The sequence below is a fragment of the Rhizobacter sp. genome, assembly GCA_021153565.1.
In the GTDB taxonomy this organism is placed as follows: Bacteria; Pseudomonadota; Gammaproteobacteria; order Burkholderiales; family Burkholderiaceae_C; genus Albitalea.
The window spans coordinates 1-15328 of record JAJKJU010000200.1 but is presented as its reverse complement, the minus strand read 5'-3'; the positions used below and the strand labels follow the sequence as shown (position 1 = coordinate 15328).

Below are 15328 nucleotides of genomic sequence, written 5' to 3'. Positions count from 1 at the left end.
GCGTGTCCGTGCGCGAAGCATGGAACGTCAGCAAGAGCGCTCATGGCCCATGGCGAATCTCGCAAACCCCGGCACTATCGGTGGCGATGCCAACGAGTTTCTTCAGCGCAATGGGCCTGCCAGAACTGGCGCCAGCCAGGGCCTGACGCGCATGCATTCAACGCAGCGAACCGCCGTGTACGTGATCCGTATGCACGGTGGTGTGGGAGGGAGGGGTCGTGAGGTTCCTTCCTATCCCGATTGGGCGTCTCAGTAGTGATATCGGAGTTGAGCGAGCAGAAGTGAACCGCCCTCAATCCTGTAAACCATTCGGTGCTCGTCATTGATGCGCCGAGACCAGTAGCCAGAGAGTGCGTGCTTGAGCTGCTCAGGTTTTCCAACTCCAGAGAACGGCTCACGCTTTACTTCCGCAATCAACTTGTTGATCCGCTCAACCATCTTCTTGTCTTGCTTCTGCCAGTAAAGGTAGTCTTCCCATGCCTCGTCAGCGAAGATCAGTTTCACTTGGCCAGCTTCCGCTCTACACCCTTGCCGGCACCCAACTGTGCAGTAGCAGAAAGCAAGCGCTTGGCATTGGCGGGGTTACGCAGCAAGTAGGCAGTCTCTTCGAGAGCTTGGTAGTCTTCCAAAGAAAGCATTACCACCGCCTGTTCACCGTTGCGGGTAATGATCAATGCCTCGTGGTCTTCGCAAACCCGATCCATTGTCCGAGCAAGGTTTGCACGGGCTGAAGAGTAGGTAATGGCATCCATGGCAACCCTCCGAATAAGTACGTGTTATTGTACAATTCAAGAAAAGGCCTGTCCATTGCGGGCGGAGACGCCCAATCGGGTGGCCGAGGGTTTCTAGCCCCCAGCCCCCGCACCACCCACCATGCGGGTCCGCAGTGGGCGGTTCAACAAGTCGGCTCGCTGCGCCCCGTGAGTTCGCCGACAGCCTGCGAGTACGCTATGAGCAACGAACCTGTCAAACCACGTCTATCCGAACTGAGTCAGTACGTCACCCGAGGGGAGGAGGCGGTTCGAGTCGACATCTACGAGAACGGTGAAGGCGGCTGGATCCTCGAAATCATCGATAGGTACAACAACTCGACTGTCTGGGATGACCCCTTCCCAAGTGATCAATCAGCTCTCGATGAAGCGTACGAGCAATCAATGCAGATGGCATCGCCGCTTATGTTGGTCCACCGTCAATCGAAATTGGCTAAGCGTTCATGAAGCAGGCGCCTAACGGAAAGCGTTTATCTGACGCCATGCACCGCTGTGCCTTCGCTTCCGTTTGGTCTGGGCGCCCGATAAACGCTTTCCGTTAGGCGTCGGAGAACACGCACTTCAGACCGAGGTGCTTCTCGAACGCTTCAAAGTCACGGTCACTGTGCAGCAATCGATAGCCGCTCACGATGCACCGCGTGGCCAGTACGACATCAATCGTCCCGCGCACGGTCACTCCAAGCTGGCGCAGCTTGAGGTGGTTCTTGGCCGCCGGAACGACCACATCTGCTCCGCCGAGGACGACGAGATCGAGCCTGCCCAAGAGACGCCGTACCTCGTTGAACTCCTTCTCGACCTTGCAACCTTGAAGAACTTCAGTGAAGTTCAGATCCCCGATTGCAAGCTCTTGGGAGTCAAGCAATCCCTCCAGTAGGTCAGTCTGAGCGGTAGCTCTGCCTCCGAAGTAGTCGATCCACACGCTTGAGTCGACAAGGATCACTTGTCCCGCCTCATGGCATCGAGGTCGCCTTCCCAGGTGATCTTGCCGCGCAGCTTCTTAATCTCCGACTGCTGCCGCAGGCGCAGCAGTGTCCGCAGCCCCAACTCGACCACCTCGCGCTTGGTTTTCAACCCGGTTGCCCGCAGGGTGTCGGCCATCAGCTTGTCGTCAATCACGATGTTCGTTCGCACGATGCATACCTTTCAAAGGTCCCGTACACATCATAGCTCGCAGCCCGCCAGCCAGATCGCCACGCCGTGCCGAGGTCCGCCGTGACGCGCAGCGACCCTTCGAAGGCAGCATCGCGTCCTCGCCGCATCTGCGGTGCAGGCAGCGCCTTTTTGCCGCACCGACCAAATCCATGCATTCGTCCCATCACGCGAGCGATAACTGAGGAAAAACAATCAATCGATCAGGTCACCGAAGGTCGAGGGTCGCGCGCTATGCAGCGGAAGGTCAATCCAGAATGCGGCCCCGCAGCCCCGTGTCGGCGGATCGATGCCGATCGCACCGTTCATCATTTCTATGAGGCCCCGGCTGATCGCCAGGCCCAGCCCCGTGCCGCCCTGTTTGCGTTGCTTCGGATCGCGCGCCTGCTCGAACGGCAGGAATAGACGCGGCAGAAACTCGGCCGGCACTCCGGGGCCATCGTCGCGCACCGTCAGCCGCGCACGTTCATCGTTGCGTTCGATCGTCACGCGCACCGTGCCGTTCGGCGGCGAGTACTTGATCGCATTCGAGATCAGATTGACCAGAACTTGCGTGAACCGTGTGGGGTCGGCCAGCGCGGGTGCGTTCTCGTCGTCGCCGCGCAAGAGGAGGTGCACTCCCGCAGGTCGAGCCATGCCCTCAAGCGACTCGATCGCTCGGCGAGCGACTTCGCTGAGATCGATGGCAGCCAGGTCGAGAATGAGCGCGCCTGCACGCAGCTTCTCGTAGTCCAGGATGTCGTTGACCAGCACCACAAGTCGCTCGGCGTTGGTGTTGGCCAGGCGCAGCAATCGCATCGCGTCGGGCGGGAGCCCGGCGATCGAGCCGTCGGCCAGGATCGCGAGTGACCCACGCAGGCTGGTCAGCGGAGTGCGTAGTTCGTGGCTGACCATCGAGACGAACTCGCTCTTCATCCGGTCGACACGTTCTGCATCGGTGACGTCGCGACACACGCACATGCCTGGGTGCACGCCGTTCACGGACAACGGAACCAGCGCGATCTCGAGAGTGAACTCGGTGCCGTCGCGGCGCCGGGCAGGTGTGGTGATGCGAGGGGCCTGGGCATCGACCATGCCCGGCGCCACGGCAGAGGCGACTGGAGTGGGTATCGCCTCGATTGCGGGGATCAGCGTGGCGACCGGCTCGCCGACCGCATCGGTCATGCTGCAGCGAAAGATGAGTCGTGCTGCCGGGTTGATCCATTCGATGCGGCCCTGCGGATCGAAGGCGAGCACGCCATCGGGCATGCGGTCGAGCAGCAGCTGCAGGCGATGCCGCGACTCGCGCATCCCTTGCTGCATCAGATCGCCATGCTCGCGCTCAACGCGCAGGCGATGGTTGCTGGCCGCGAGACGGCGCACCGACAGCAGCAGCGCGATCAGGGTGCTCAACGCGAGCGCCGCGGTGATCGCAAAGGTCACCGCCAGAGGCGTTCCCGCCGGCTGATGCCAGAGCAGCACGAGCGCGGAGGCGAGCAGCACGTACATCAAGAAGACGACGACCACAAGGCCGCGAAGCAGCCAGCACGATTTGGGCTTTGGAGTTGACGAAGCGGCCGTCACGTTCTCTTCTTGGGGCCGACGCCTGAGCCCACGCGTGTCATCGTGCCCCAGGTTTGCTTGCGCCGTGTGGCCCACTGCCACAGCCCGACGATCCTCCACCAGCAGTTGATCTGCCGGTAACCGAGGTTCTCGACGACGATCGCGGCCATCAGCTGGCGAAGTTGGCGCGGGCTCGGATAGGTGCGAAACGCGATCTCCTCGAGCAGCAGAGCGCTCGCCGACAGCATCATGCCCATGCCGAGTGCCATCAGCAGGAATGCCGCGAAAGCCGGCCATGCGATGTTGCCGGACGCGAAGAGCAGTCCCATCACGATGTAGCCGAGCAGCTCGACAACTGGCCCGAGGCCCTCGAAGATCAACATGAACGGCATCGCGAGCAGACCGATCGCCCCGCCGCCGAAAAGGCGTCGGTTGGCCCACAAGCTCTCCATCAGCCCGCGCTGCCATCGCGTGCGCTGGCTGCGCAGGACCTGCATCGATTCCGGCGCCTCGGTCCAGCAGACCGCGTCGGGCACGAAGACGATGCGGTAGTCGCGCCCCTTGTCACGGTGAATGCGGTGCAGGCGCAATACAAGCTCCATGTCTTCGCCGATCGTCCCGATCGACAGGCCGCCAGCCTCGACCACCGCGGCTCGCCTGAACAGGCCGAAAGCCCCCGAGATCAGCGGAAGCGCGTTCAGCCGCGTCCAACCGAGCCGGCCGTAGAGGAAGCCGCGCAGGTATTCGACGACCTGGATGCGCGCCAGCCAGTTGCGTGGCACGTCAACCTCCTCGAGGTATCCACGCACGATGCGGCAGCTGTTGGAGATGCGAACTGTGCCCCCGCAGGCGACAACACGCGGGTCCTGCATGAAGGGGCGCACCAGTCGGCGCAGGCTGTCGTGCAGCAGAAGCGAGTCGGCGTCGACGAGGCAAACCAGACCGCGCTGGGCCGCGTTGATGCCGGCATTGACCGCGTCCGAGCGGCCGCCGTTGGCCTTGTCGATCACGCGCAGCTGGTGGTGCCGCGGCGTGCGGTACAGGCCACGCACCGGCTGAACGGGCACCGAGATGCGGTAGGCCTCCGGAAACAGCTGCAGGTCGAACTCGCGCTTGAGTACGCCGAGTGTGTCGTCCTTCGAGCCGTCGTTGACCACGATGATCTCGACGTCGGGATAGTCAAGCTGCAGCATCGAGCGCACCGCGGCGGCGATCGTCGCTGCCTCGTTGTACGCGGGGACGACGATCGAGATCCCGGGCTCGAGTCCGGCGCTGTATCCGGGAAGCGCAGCGAGCTGGTTCTCCGCGGACTCGCGCCCGATCATGCGCAGCGCGACGAGATCGAGCGTCAGGTAGACCGCGTTCAGCCCGGCGAAGTAACCGATGAAGAGCCACGAAAGCGCCTCGACCCAGGCTGGATCGATGGCCCCCGCGGGCAGCGGTGGCCAGCTCATCTCGGCTCCACGCGCGTGCGCAACGCACGCTCGGCGCAGACATGGTCGAGGGCAGCACGGGCGAAGCGGTCGGTGAGCAGACGACGCAGCTCGATGATCGCGGCGGCATTGGTGCCCGGGAGCGCGAGCTGTGCCTCGGCGGCGCGGTAGCGCACCCACCAGTCGCGATCCGACATCATGGCCATCAGTCGGCCACGGTCCTCGGTCCTGCCGATCTGACCGAGCGCCTGGGCCGCCGCCGAGCGCACCAGCGCGTCGTCGTGCTGCGCAAGCGAGCGCACCCGCGGCAGGGCGTCGGGACCACACAGCTGGCGCAAGGCGATCGAGAGCACCTGCGGATCGCTGCTGCGCTCGACCAGTTGGTGCAAGACACCGCCCCGGAGGGGCGACTCGGCGAATCGCAGGAGCGGTAGCAGGCGCCGCTGCTGTTCAGGGCTGCCCTCGAGCAGACGCTCGACCAGCGGCGAGGCGACCGCCTCCGCGCCGGCCTCGCGTAGCAGCGTGCCCAGCCGCGGCGCTGGCCAATCGGGGCGTTTCAAGAATTCGTCGAGCACGGCCGGGACGGCGCGCCTCGCGTCGATCTGAAGCAGCGCGCGTGCCGCACCTACGCTCACGAGGGGCAGGGGGTCGTCGAGCGCGGCGCGCAGTGGCGCCCAATCGTCGGCCCGACCAAAGTGGCCGAGCGCGATCAGACCGATCACGCGCCGCGCCATCGCGCCACGGCCGGGGCGCGTCCAGCGCAGGGCGTCGTCGTGCAGGCCGAGCCGCTCCGCAATCCGGTTCAGTCCCTCGTGCGCGCTGCCGCGCATCCCGTCCTGCAGTGCGATCCATAACAGGATCCAGTCCGTGCGCTCGCGCGAACGCAAGGCATGAAGCATGTCGGGCAGGTCCTCGCCGAGGGCAGCGCCGGCCAGCAGCGGGCGCCAGCGGTCGTGTAGCGCGGCGCGCTCGCGCGCACGCCGGATGCCGCGCAGGCGCATCCACGTGACCTGCAGTGCAAGGCCGATAGCCACCGCCATGCTCACCAGGCCGAGCGCCAGCGCCAGCCTCAGTCCGAGCTCAGAACTCGTGTTGAACACCGATTCGGACTCCACTGCGCTGGTAACCACCCGGCAGCGACAAGCTCGCGCCATCGACACGCCGCACAATGTTGGATACGTGGGTGCTGCCTGCCTCGCCGGTGAGGGCCCAACCGGGCGCGACTGGCCAACGCGCCAGCAGCACGAACGTGTCCACCTGCGTCGAGATCACGCCGGCGGGGTCCTTCTCGAGCTCTTCGCCGCCGGCCACGAGCAAGCCGACGCGACCGGCCTCCCCGACATAGCGGTCCGCCTGCAGTCGCCAGCCCATGGCAGATGCGCCGCCGTCGAGCCGTGCCTGCGTCAGCCCACCGGCGAGGCGCCAGGCTCCTGCGTAGCGTTCGATGCCCAGCCGGAGCAGGGTGGTCCCGGTGGATGGGCTGTCGATGCCTTCGAACCGATTCCGGACGAGACCGATGCTGGCCACCCAGCCGTCCAACAGGCGTTGCGTCGCGTCGATGGCGACACTCTGCCGAGGCAGGAAATTCGCCGCGCCCGCGGTCGTACCACGCAGCGCGACGGTTGCGTCCGGACCGAAATTCCAAAGCCCTCCGAGCGCTAACTCGCGGTCGGTGCGTCCGTAACGCTGCGCCTCGCGCAGAGCGACTTCGGCCGTGGCGCCGTCGTCGAAGCGGCGACGCAGGGCAACATCGAGCTGACGCCAGTCGGGCGAGCCGTTGTCGAGGGTCTCGACGCCGACGCCCGTCTCGACCTGCCACGGCAATGGCGCCGCGCTGGCGGCCGCGCAGAGAAGCGCCAGCCCCGCGGCCAGTCCACGCGCTGCGGCGATCATGTGTTGGCAGGGCGCACATAGCGGCGCACCCGGGCGAGCAACTCCTGTGGCTGGAACGGCTTGACCACGTAGTCGTTCGCGCCGGCCTCGAGCGCGCGCACGATATCGCGCTCGAGCGAGCGAGCCGTCAGCATGATCACCGGCACCCCCGACCAGCCGTCCGTCTGGGCTCGCATCGCCGCGAGGAGGCTCAGGCCGTCACGGTAGGGAAGCATCGCATCGAGCAGTACGAGGGCCGGCGGCGATGACGTGAGCACTTGGTGGTGCGCGGCCTCGCCGTCGGCCAAATGTTCGATCGCGTGCCCTTCTCGCTCGAGCATGAACGAGAGCAGTTGTGCAATGTGTTCGTCATCTTCGATGACAAGGATCTTGGCCATAGCGGGGCGTTGGTGCACGGATACCAAGGTGCAGACGGATCTTGCGAACGCATGATGAATGCGCGAGCTTCGCACGCCGGTTGCCGAGTTAGTAGCTGCTATCTCTTACAGGCATCGTGCTGACGTTTCTGCTGCTATGGAACGTGCGCGAAACAAGTTGGCTATTTCTGTCAGCTTGCGCAGCGCCTTGTCCAGCGAGGTCAGATCGCCGCCGATGCTGCCCACGTGTCGCACCTCGCCGTCGCGGCCGCAGTCGGCGGTGGCGATGTCGAGGCTGTCCTTGTGAACGTCCAGACCCACATACACGAGCGTGATAGATTGGTCCATGCTAAGGCTAAGGGAGGCGCTCGAAAGGTGACGTCTTACCCTCTCCATGAACATCACTCTTGCGGCGAGGGCACAGGCACCAACCCGCTGCCCGAATCTGGAGACTCAATGGAACCCGTAGAGGATCGCTCGGACGTCAGGAGTAAGTTCATTCCTGCAAATCCGGCTCAGGTGTTCGCTGCCTTGCAAGAGCCTGCCCGCGTGGCCAAGTGGTGGGGCCCCGCTGGGTTCACCAATACGTTCCACAGATACGAGTTCGTCCCCGGCGGTAGTTGGCTTCTCACCATGCACGGGCCCGACGGCAAAGACTACCCAAACGAAAGCCGGTTTATCCGGATCGTTCAGGACCGGCTCGTCGAAGTCGAACATCTAAGCGGTCACCATTCGTCCTCACGCTCGAACTCGAGCCCGACGCGGCAGGAACAAACGTCCTGTGGCGTCAGACCTTCGACACTGTTGAACACTATCAACGAATCGCGGGGTTCGTTGCCGGAGCCAACGAGCAGAACCTTGAGCGCCTCGCCGCAGAGGTTGTCCGTGCGTAGCGTGGGGATGCCCATTCGAAAATGCCTACCGCGACGGGTTGGCAAACGCTTGATCGCGCTAGAGCTAGAAGTTCAGTCTGGCTCCATGTCCTCGAGAAGCGAGAACCGCACGGCGAAGATTTCCCTGGTCGATACCGAACCATCGGCATCCTTGTCGACCAGGATCAGTTGCTGCTCATCAGGCAGCCCGGCGGGTATCACCATCTTGCCCCCGGGCTTCAACTGATAGATCAACGCGCGCGGGATCAGCTCGGGAGCCGCTGTCACGATCATCTTGTCGAATGGCGCGTGTTCGGGCCATCCGTGGCAGCCGTTGCCGATCTTGACCTTGACATTGTCATGCCCCTGCCGAGCCAGCCGGTGCCGAGCCTGTGCACCGAGCTCTTCAATGAGTTCCACGCTGAAGACTCGTTGCGCGAGCTCTCCCAGAACCGCGGACTGGTAGCCCAGTCCGGTGCCAATCTCCAGCACCGAGTCGGTTGTCTGTATGTCGAGAAGTTCGGTCATCACCGCGACGATGAACGGCTGCGAGATCGTTTTGTCGTAGCCGATCGGCAAGGGTGAGTTGGCATAGGCGTAGGGCCGCAGCTCGAGCGGTACGAACTCGTGGCGCGGCACCTTGGCCATGACGTCCATGACCCGCCGGCTCAATGCCGCCTTGCCCAGTTGGGCGCACGCAAAAATGGTCTGTGCCGCGATTTCCGCGACCATGAGTTGGCGCAGTTTCGAGAATTCCTCGTCGCTCATGGTGCTTTCCGGTGGAAGCCACGTGGACATGCCCATCCTACGCCTGGGTCAGGCCGCCAGGCGCACTGGAATGCCCCGGCGGCCAAAGCCACGCGTGAAAGTGTCGAAGCGGCCAGCGATCGGCGTGCCGCAACGGGGGCAACAGCCGTGCGCGTCAAGATCGCATGCCAGCACCTCATACCAGTCGCGTCGCACGAGCGCTTCGTGGCAACCCGGGCAATAGGCCGTGCCACCGTCGACGTCGTGCACGTTGCCGGTGTACACATGGTGCAGACCGTTTCCACGCGCGATGGTGCAGGCGCGCGTCAATGTTGCGGGCGGGGTCGGCTCCGCATCCATCATCTTGTAGTCCGGGTGAAAGGCGGTGAAATGCAACGGCACGTCGGGCCCGAGCCGGTCGGCGATCCAGCGGGTCATCGCATCGATCTCTGCGCTGCTGTCGAACCGTCGGCGATGCCCAAGCAAGGAAATCCCGCTTAGACGATGATCGCGGCTCCGACATCGAACTGCGAAAAAGGAGACTCGGCTTGACAAGCCTGCAACAACGCCTGAAAGACTTGGCAAGCATCGACCTGCGGGGCATCCGGCGCGGGATCGAAAAAGAGAGCCTGCGCGTACAACCCGGCGGGGCGCTTGCCCTGACGCCACATCCGGCAGCGCTCGGTTCGGCGCTCGCCCATCCAAACATCACCACCGACTTCAGCGAATCGCAAGTCGAACTCATCACTGGCGTGCACACGGGCGTGGCTTCGTGCCTCGACGAGCTGACGCAGATTCACCAGTTCGTCTATCGAGAAATTGGCGACGAGTTGCTGTGGGTGGGAAGCATGCCGTGCGGGCTGCCGGCCGACGAAACGATTCCGATCGGCAGTTACGGCCCGTCGAACGTGGGCCGGGCCAAGAGCGTTTATCGCATGGGGCTGGGCCACCGTTACGGGCGGCGCATGCAGACGATCTCGGGCATCCACTACAACTGGTCGATGCCTGGCGTCTCCACCGATGAATATTTCGCGCTGATCCGCAATTTCAGGCGGCATTCGTTCCTATTGCTGTACCTGTTTGGCGCATCGCCCGCCGTCTGCTCGAGCTTTGTCGCGGGGCGCGAACACCGCCTTCAGGCGCTTGGCAACCACACGCTGCACCTGCCACACGCCACGTCGCTTCGCATGGGCCGGCTGGGCTACCAGAGCGACGCACAGGCGACTTTGTCCGTGAGCTACAACAGCCTCGATGGCTACGGCGCGTCGCTGCAGGATGCGCTGACGCGGCCATACCCGCCCTATGAGGCACTCGGCATTCTCAACCCTGGTGGAGAGTACAACCAGCTTGCCACCAGCTTGCTGCAGATCGAGAACGAGTTCTACGGAACCATCCGACCCAAGCGCGTCATCCGCCCTGGCGAACGCCCCTTGCACGCACTGCGCGAGCGCGGCGTGGAGTATGTCGAGGTGCGCTGCATGGATCTCGATCCCTTCGAGCCCGTGGGCATCGGCGCCGGCACCATCGCTTTCCTCGACGTCTTCCTGCTGCACTGCCTGCTTGCTGACAGCCCGCCGGACACGCCCGACGAAGTCGCGGCACAGGCGCGCAACCAGCATCGCACGGCGGAGCGCGGCCGCGAGTCGACCCTGCGGCTGGAACGCGGCGACGAAGAGGTGACGATCGCCGAATGGGGGGCGCAGCTTGTTGACGAATGCGCCCCGATCGCCGCCTTGCTCGACTCGCTGCACGGTGGCAGCAGCCACGTCGATGCTCTTGCGTCGGCGACGGCTGCGCTGGGCGATCCCGAACGCCTGCCCTCCGCCGAGGTCCTCAAGGCCATGGTTCGCGAGCACGAAGGCTCGTACACGGGGTTCATCAAGTCGCGCTCCGAACACACCAAGAAAGACTTGATGCAGCGCCCGTTCACTCCAGACATGCAGTCACGCTTCGAACGGCTTGCTCGGGAATCGGTCGAAGAGCAGCAACGCATCGAGGAGGCAGACTCGGTGCCGTTTGATGAGTTTCGGCAGCGGTATCTTTCGCTGAAGCAACTGGTCGTTTGAGCGAGGCTGCTCATGGCTGACGCGCCGTGTCCGCCTGCGGCTTCTTCGGCGGGCGGCGAGAACAGCGCGCCCTGCTGGAAAGCACGCCGAGCGGCGCGCCCTTTGTCTCGGCGGCGCCGGCTCATCACTCGCGTGCCAGATGCTGAAGGAACCACTCCTGCGCGCGCGCTGCGACGATGTCCAGCGTGCCAGGCTCTTCGAACAAGTGAGTGGCGCCCGGGACGATGATCAATTGCGTCTCGGCGGTGATTTGAGCAGCCGCTCGTTCGTTCATGCCGATCACTGGGACATCGTTGCCACCGACGATCAACAACGTCGGGGCGCGCACACCGCTCAGCGCGTCACCGGCCAAGTCCGGTCGACCTCCGCGCGATACAACGGCGCGCACGACCTCAGGACGCTCCGAGGCCGCCACGAGCGCCGCGCCCGCCCCCGTGCTGGCACCGAAATAGCCGATGGGGAGATTGGGGAGGCGGTTGGCTCCTGGTTGACCGAGCCAATCGGTCGCGGCAACGAGTCGCTGCGCGAGGAGTTCAATGTCAAATCTCAGATGGCGGGTTCGCTCATCGATCGCTTCTTCCTCGGGCGTCAGCAGGTCGGCCAGTACGCTGGCCAAGCCGGCTTTTCCAAGCACTGCTGCAACAAAGCGGTTGCGCGGACTGAATCGACTGCTGCCACTGCCGTGGGCAAACAGGACGAGACCGGAAGCGTCGGTCGGCAGGCTCAGGTCCGCGTCTATCGTGACCAGTCCCGCAGGAATCCGCAGCGGGTGCTGCTCGATGCCGGAAATCAGGGTGGCCATGACTACAAGCTCGCGGGATAGGTTTGTCGCGCTTCAGCCTCGCGCTTATCGGCATTGCGCTCGGTTTCGATGGCACGCATCAGGAAGAAGTCAGGATCCATGTTTGCTCGTTCGGTCTTCTTCTGCTCTCTGCAAGGAAAGCTCAGCAAATCGCATTCCACTCGACCTTCCCTCGCGAATGACCTCAGCACCGTGCAAATTCCACTCAAGCGGATGCAGGATTTCCCGCTTGGACCAAAGCCAAGCCGGAGATGGCTCGCTCGCCACCGTTACCTCCTCTCCCTCTGGGGAGTCTCTGGGGCGGGTGGGTTTGCCACCGTGCGGAGCCAGCGTCAAGCTCGCAGTCATTGGCGGCTGCCTTCGGCGCGTCTCACAATGCACTCTGTTTCCCGAACACTTGGAACCCTCGCCTCATCATGCTCGACTGGATTTTCAAGAAAAGCAAGGCGCGCACAGCCGCGGACCGAAATGCAAGCTCTGCCGTCAAGCCCGTCGCATCCGGCGACTCCGTGCAAGTCGACAACCCGGCGCCTGCGGCCGTCGACTGGCAGTCGAAGCTGCAAGCTGCAATGGGCGATGACGCCGCTCTCTTGGCATTGGCGCGCGAGGGGACCCCGATCGACGTGAAGATGGCCGCCGTCGGCGCGCTCACCAGCGAAGCCTCGTTGAAGCTCGCCGAGCGTGAGCATCGTGACCGGGATCGCCGGGTTCATCGACTGGCCAAGCAGCGTCTCCTCGCGCAGGTCGCGCTGCGAGAAACCGGCGAAAAGGCCTCCCGACTCATCGATGCGGCCAAAGAGTTGGTCGAAGTGCCTTTGATTCCGGCCAACCGGCTTGTAGATCTCGACCGGGCATGGCGGGCATTGGACAGTACGCTGGTTAGCGCCATGCAGCGCTGCGAATTCGATGCTTTGCTCGCTCAGCTGAGCACACTCACGCGTGAGCGCGGCGACCACAAGCTGAAGATCGAGCGCTGGACCGCCGAGGCGCGGCATGCGCTCGCGCAATTGCAGGCAGCCTGCGGCCCAGCCGCCGACACGCAAGATCGCAGCCAGTTGGCGGCGGCCATCGCATCGGCCCACGCAGTCGTCGAGGCTGCACCGGATGCAGACACCACCGGCACGCTGCGAGATTCGTTGCGCGACGCGGTGCAGAACTGCGCAGAATTCGACGAACGTCTTGCCGTTCTCGACGACATCCTGCAAATGGAAACGCCGCCGCAGGATGCCGTATTGCGCTGGCAACAGCTTTCACCGCTTGCGGATACCCGGCTTTCCGAGATGCTGAACCGGCGTTTCGAGCAGTGGCAGCATGCCCGGGACCATGGGCAGCAGGCACGCCGCGCGCAGCGGCGAGAGCGCGCCATTGAGCGTGAACTAGGGGTCCGAAAGGAACGCACTGAAACCTTGGCCACGGTGCTGGAACAGGCCGAGGCAGCACTCGCCGCAGGTCATCTTGCCGACACCGACAAGCACCTGGTCGACATCGACGAGTTGCTGCACGGCGGCGCATCTGCCGAAGCGCTGCGGACACGCATCGACGCACTTCAGGCAGAGTACGCGCGGCTCAAAGGTTGGCAGCAGTGGGGCGGCGGTCTGGCACGCGAGGAACTTGTGCTGCAAGCCGAAGCCTTGGCGGCGGCCTCCGTCGGGGAAGCCGATGCGCGCATCGTGAAGCTGTCGATCAAGCAGCAAACCGAGGTCATCGACGATCTGCATGCGCGCTGGAAAGAACTTGATCGCTTGGGCGGCGCCACGAATCGCTCGCTGTGGCAGCGTTTCGACGCGGCGCTCAAGACTGCGTATCAACCGGTGGCCGCGCATTTCGAAGCGCAGCGGGCGGCGCGTCAGCAGAACCTGATTGCGCGTGATCAACTTGTCGAGGCATTGAACGCGGTAACGCTGCCCGAGGTGAGCGAAGGCGCAGCGGTCCCGGACTGGAAGTCGCTGGCCGCTGCGCTCGATCAGTTTCAGACCGAGTGGCGAAAGCTCGGTCCGCTCGAACACACGGTGCCGCACAAGGATCGCGGCAAGCTGGTCGAGCGCATGAGCGCCGCGGTGCAACGGCTAGAAGCGCCACTGACCGAAGCGCGTCGCGTTGCCCGGCTGGCACGCGAGCGGCTCATCGCTGGCGCCAAGGCCTTGGCCTCTGAAGCGGGTGGCGGTGCGCAAGGTCGCGACGTGGTCGGCAAGGTGCGCGAGCTGCAGGCCGAGTGGCAGCAGCAAGCGAAGGCACTGCCGCTCACTCGCGCCGTCGAGAATGCGCTGTGGGCAGAGTTCAAGACCCACATAGACGCTGTCTTCAGCGAGCGCGAGGCGGTCTTCAGCGCTCGCGACGCGGAGTTCAAGTCAAATAGCGCGGAGCGAGCCGCACTGATCGATCGACTCGTGGCGATGACTGCCGACACGCCGCCGGCCGAACTCAAGCGCACGTTGGCCGAAGTCGACGCGCAGTGGCAGCGTACGGGGCCTGCGTCGCGAAGCGACGCGGCAGCCCTTGATTCGCGGTTCAACAACGCCCGCGAAGCGGCACGCCAATACCTGGCCTGCGCTGAACAACGCCACTGGCACACCAACTGTGACGCGTTGGAGGCCAAGCTGGCGATGTGCGAGGAGCTGGAGCGCGGCGCGACGCCTGCCGAGACAAGGGCGGCGATCGAGCAGCGCTGGAAGGCGCTGCCCGCGCTGCAGCCGGCTGCCTGGGAGCAGGCGCTGGCCGAGCGTGCTTCGTTGGTCGATGCAGCGCAAAGCGGCAACTCACGCACTCCTGCGTCGACCGGCGACTTGCTGATGCAATTGGAGGTCGCCTTTCAACTGGACTCACCACCGGAGTTCCAGGCGGCGCGCCGAGAGATGAAGCTGCAGGCGATGAAGGCGGCATTGGAAGGGCGGCAATCTCTCGAATCGACCCCGCTCGCGCCAGATGAACTGCTGGCAGCGGCACTCGGTCGCACGCCACTCGATGGTCCGCAGCGCGAACGCCTGGGCAAGGTCATTGCAGCGGTGCGCAGTCTTGCTCGGCCAGGCGCTGGCTGACCGCGCACACCGGCAAGTGCGCGTTCAATACGTCCCGACGTAGTCCTTCTTGCCCACCTCGACGCCGTTGTGGCGCAAGATTGCATAGGCGGTGGTGACATGGAAGAAGAAGTGCGGCAGTCCGTAGTTCAACAGGTACGAATGGCCGCTGAAGCGCTTCTCTTTGGGCGTGCCGGCCTGGGTCACGATCTCTCGCGTGTCGCTGCCCTCGTATTGTTGCGGCGTCAGGCTGTTGACGAAGGCGAGTGTCTTGGCGATGCGTGCCTGCGCGTCGCCGAACGTCTGCTCCTCGTCCTCGAAGCTTGGCACCTCCACGCCTGCCAGCCGCGCCGACACGCCTTTCGCGAAGTCGCAAGCCACCTGGACTTGGCGCAGCAAGGGGAACATGTCTGGGTAGAGGCGATCCTGCAGCAGCACGTTCGGTTCGAACTTCCTGGCCACCGCGTGCGCTTCGGCTTTTGCCAAAACGCCGCTCAAGCTGCCGAGCATTTGATTGAAAACAGTGTTTGAAGTGATGTACAGCGAAGAGGTCATGGGTGCTTTTGGGTAGAAGGGATGAATTGGCCTGAGAGGCTGGGAGTATTTCGAACGTGTCCGAGCAGCACGTCAAAAGGCGCCTGATCTAGGCGCAAAGCGCAGCCATAGCTTGGCTATGGCGAGCAT

18 protein-coding genes and 1 pseudogene are annotated in these 15328 nt (G+C 64.1%); 4 read left to right on the top strand and 15 right to left on the bottom strand.

Going from position 1 to position 15328, the window contains the following annotated elements; all coding sequences use genetic code 11:
• Positions 1 to 249: 249 nt before the first annotated feature.
• Entirely contained in the window at positions 250 to 504 is a 255-nt protein-coding gene (locus AC30NL_RS12665) for a Txe/YoeB family addiction module toxin (protein ID WP_489464355.1), read from the bottom strand.
• Positions 501 to 752: a type II toxin-antitoxin system Phd/YefM family antitoxin gene (locus AC30NL_RS12660; RefSeq protein ID WP_305612466.1), complete on the bottom strand. Its 252-nt coding sequence runs from the start codon at positions 750 to 752 to the stop codon at positions 501 to 503. Before AC30NL_RS12660 ends, AC30NL_RS12665 begins: the two co-directional genes overlap by 4 nt.
• Before the next feature lie 198 nt (positions 753 to 950).
• Here AC30NL_RS12660 and AC30NL_RS12655 point away from each other — a divergent pair, with 198 nt between their 5' ends.
• Complete coding sequence (locus AC30NL_RS12655) at positions 951 to 1217, top strand: hypothetical protein (RefSeq protein ID WP_489464354.1); 267 nt, start codon at positions 951 to 953, stop codon at positions 1215 to 1217.
• A gap of 91 nt (positions 1218 to 1308) precedes the next feature.
• On the opposite strand, the gene vapC is transcribed toward AC30NL_RS12655, so the two are convergent.
• From vapC to AC30NL_RS12615, 8 genes are all read right to left on the bottom strand, one after another.
• Entirely contained in the window at positions 1309 to 1710 is a 402-nt protein-coding gene (gene vapC, locus AC30NL_RS12650) for a type II toxin-antitoxin system VapC family toxin (RefSeq protein WP_489464353.1), read from the bottom strand.
• Positions 1707 to 1901 carry a type II toxin-antitoxin system VapB family antitoxin gene (locus tag AC30NL_RS12645; protein WP_489464352.1) on the bottom strand — a complete coding sequence of 65 codons (195 nt, stop codon included), beginning with the start codon at positions 1899 to 1901 and terminating at the stop codon, positions 1707 to 1709. Before AC30NL_RS12645 ends, vapC begins: the two co-directional genes overlap by 4 nt.
• Positions 1902 to 2114: 213 nt before the next feature.
• Positions 2115 to 3482, bottom strand: coding sequence for a sensor histidine kinase (locus tag AC30NL_RS12640; RefSeq protein ID WP_489464351.1), 1368 nt, complete (start codon positions 3480 to 3482; stop codon positions 2115 to 2117).
• The gene (locus AC30NL_RS12635) at positions 3479 to 4915 is read right to left on the bottom strand and encodes a glycosyltransferase family 2 protein (protein WP_489464350.1); all 1437 of its coding nucleotides are present in this window, start codon (positions 4913 to 4915) and stop codon (positions 3479 to 3481) included. Before AC30NL_RS12635 ends, AC30NL_RS12640 begins: the two co-directional genes overlap by 4 nt.
• The gene (locus AC30NL_RS12630; protein WP_489464349.1) at positions 4912 to 5994 is read right to left on the bottom strand and encodes a HEAT repeat domain-containing protein; all 1083 of its coding nucleotides are present in this window, start codon (positions 5992 to 5994) and stop codon (positions 4912 to 4914) included. Before AC30NL_RS12630 ends, AC30NL_RS12635 begins: the two co-directional genes overlap by 4 nt.
• A complete protein-coding gene (locus AC30NL_RS12625) occupies positions 5975 to 6787 on the bottom strand; it encodes a YaiO family outer membrane beta-barrel protein (protein WP_489464348.1) in 813 nt (270 codons plus the stop codon). Before AC30NL_RS12625 ends, AC30NL_RS12630 begins: the two co-directional genes overlap by 20 nt.
• Entirely contained in the window at positions 6784 to 7164 is a 381-nt protein-coding gene (locus tag AC30NL_RS12620; protein ID WP_489464347.1) for a response regulator transcription factor, read from the bottom strand. Before AC30NL_RS12620 ends, AC30NL_RS12625 begins: the two co-directional genes overlap by 4 nt.
• A gap of 105 nt (positions 7165 to 7269) precedes the next feature.
• On the bottom strand, positions 7270 to 7491 hold the full coding sequence (locus tag AC30NL_RS12615; protein WP_489464346.1) for a hypothetical protein: 222 nt from the start codon (positions 7489 to 7491) through the stop codon (positions 7270 to 7272).
• 108 nt (positions 7492 to 7599) lie between these two features.
• Here AC30NL_RS12615 and AC30NL_RS12610 point away from each other — a divergent pair.
• Positions 7600 to 7845 (top strand): annotated as a pseudogene (locus AC30NL_RS12610) (SRPBCC domain-containing protein); the annotation flags it as partial.
• A gap of 23 nt (positions 7846 to 7868) precedes the next feature.
• Here AC30NL_RS12610 and AC30NL_RS12605 read toward each other — a convergent pair.
• The 3 genes from AC30NL_RS12605 to AC30NL_RS12595 are packed head-to-tail and all read right to left on the bottom strand — an operon-like array spanning position 7869 to position 9200.
• Entirely contained in the window at positions 7869 to 8051 is a 183-nt protein-coding gene (locus AC30NL_RS12605; RefSeq protein ID WP_489464357.1) for a hypothetical protein, read from the bottom strand.
• Positions 8052 to 8108: 57 nt separating this feature from the next.
• Entirely contained in the window at positions 8109 to 8783 is a 675-nt protein-coding gene (locus AC30NL_RS12600) for a protein-L-isoaspartate(D-aspartate) O-methyltransferase (protein ID WP_489464345.1), read from the bottom strand.
• 48 nt (positions 8784 to 8831) lie between these two features.
• On the bottom strand, positions 8832 to 9200 hold the full coding sequence (locus AC30NL_RS12595; RefSeq protein ID WP_489464344.1) for a hypothetical protein: 369 nt from the start codon (positions 9198 to 9200) through the stop codon (positions 8832 to 8834).
• Positions 9201 to 9310: 110 nt separating this feature from the next.
• Here AC30NL_RS12595 and gshA point away from each other — a divergent pair, with 110 nt between their 5' ends.
• The gene (gene gshA / locus AC30NL_RS12590; protein ID WP_489464343.1) at positions 9311 to 10828 is read left to right on the top strand and encodes a glutamate--cysteine ligase; all 1518 of its coding nucleotides are present in this window, start codon (positions 9311 to 9313) and stop codon (positions 10826 to 10828) included.
• Between the two features lie 124 nt (positions 10829 to 10952).
• Here the strand turns inward: gshA and AC30NL_RS12585 are convergent, their stop codons facing one another.
• On the bottom strand, positions 10953 to 11609 hold the full coding sequence (locus AC30NL_RS12585; protein WP_489464356.1) for a dienelactone hydrolase family protein: 657 nt from the start codon (positions 11607 to 11609) through the stop codon (positions 10953 to 10955).
• Between the two features lie 437 nt (positions 11610 to 12046).
• Between AC30NL_RS12585 and AC30NL_RS12580 the strand changes: the two genes are divergently transcribed.
• Positions 12047 to 14665 carry a DUF349 domain-containing protein gene (locus tag AC30NL_RS12580; RefSeq protein WP_489464342.1) on the top strand — a complete coding sequence of 873 codons (2619 nt, stop codon included), beginning with the start codon at positions 12047 to 12049 and terminating at the stop codon, positions 14663 to 14665.
• Positions 14666 to 14689: 24 nt separating this feature from the next.
• Here the strand turns inward: AC30NL_RS12580 and AC30NL_RS12575 are convergent, their stop codons facing one another.
• Positions 14690 to 15199, bottom strand: a complete 510-nt coding sequence (locus AC30NL_RS12575) for a DUF1993 domain-containing protein (protein WP_489464341.1) — start codon at positions 15197 to 15199, stop codon at positions 14690 to 14692.
• Positions 15200 to 15328: the final 129 nt, after the last annotated feature.

Bases quoted from the DNA above. Each gene is read 5' to 3' on its own strand.
- AC30NL_RS12660 (WP_305612466.1), bottom strand. From the start codon at position 752: ATGGATGCCATTACCTACTCTTCAGCCCGTGCAAACCTTGCTCGGACA.
- AC30NL_RS12655 (WP_489464354.1), top strand. From the start codon at position 951: ATGAGCAACGAACCTGTCAAACCACGTCTATCCGAACTGAGTCAGTAC.
- AC30NL_RS12635 (WP_489464350.1), bottom strand. From the start codon at position 4,915: ATGAGCTGGCCACCGCTGCCCGCGGGGGCCATCGATCCAGCCTGGGTC.
- AC30NL_RS12625 (WP_489464348.1), bottom strand. From the start codon at position 6,787: ATGATCGCCGCAGCGCGTGGACTGGCCGCGGGGCTGGCGCTTCTCTGC.
- AC30NL_RS12620 (WP_489464347.1), bottom strand. From the start codon at position 7,164: ATGGCCAAGATCCTTGTCATCGAAGATGACGAACACATTGCACAACTG.
- AC30NL_RS12615 (WP_489464346.1), bottom strand. From the start codon at position 7,491: ATGGACCAATCTATCACGCTCGTGTATGTGGGTCTGGACGTTCACAAG.
- AC30NL_RS12605 (WP_489464357.1), bottom strand. From the start codon at position 8,051: ATGGGCATCCCCACGCTACGCACGGACAACCTCTGCGGCGAGGCGCTC.
- AC30NL_RS12600 (WP_489464345.1), bottom strand. From the start codon at position 8,783: ATGAGCGACGAGGAATTCTCGAAACTGCGCCAACTCATGGTCGCGGAA.
- AC30NL_RS12595 (WP_489464344.1), bottom strand. From the start codon at position 9,200: ATGACCCGCTGGATCGCCGACCGGCTCGGGCCCGACGTGCCGTTGCAT.
- AC30NL_RS12580 (WP_489464342.1), top strand. From the start codon at position 12,047: ATGCTCGACTGGATTTTCAAGAAAAGCAAGGCGCGCACAGCCGCGGAC.
- AC30NL_RS12575 (WP_489464341.1), bottom strand. From the start codon at position 15,199: ATGACCTCTTCGCTGTACATCACTTCAAACACTGTTTTCAATCAAATG.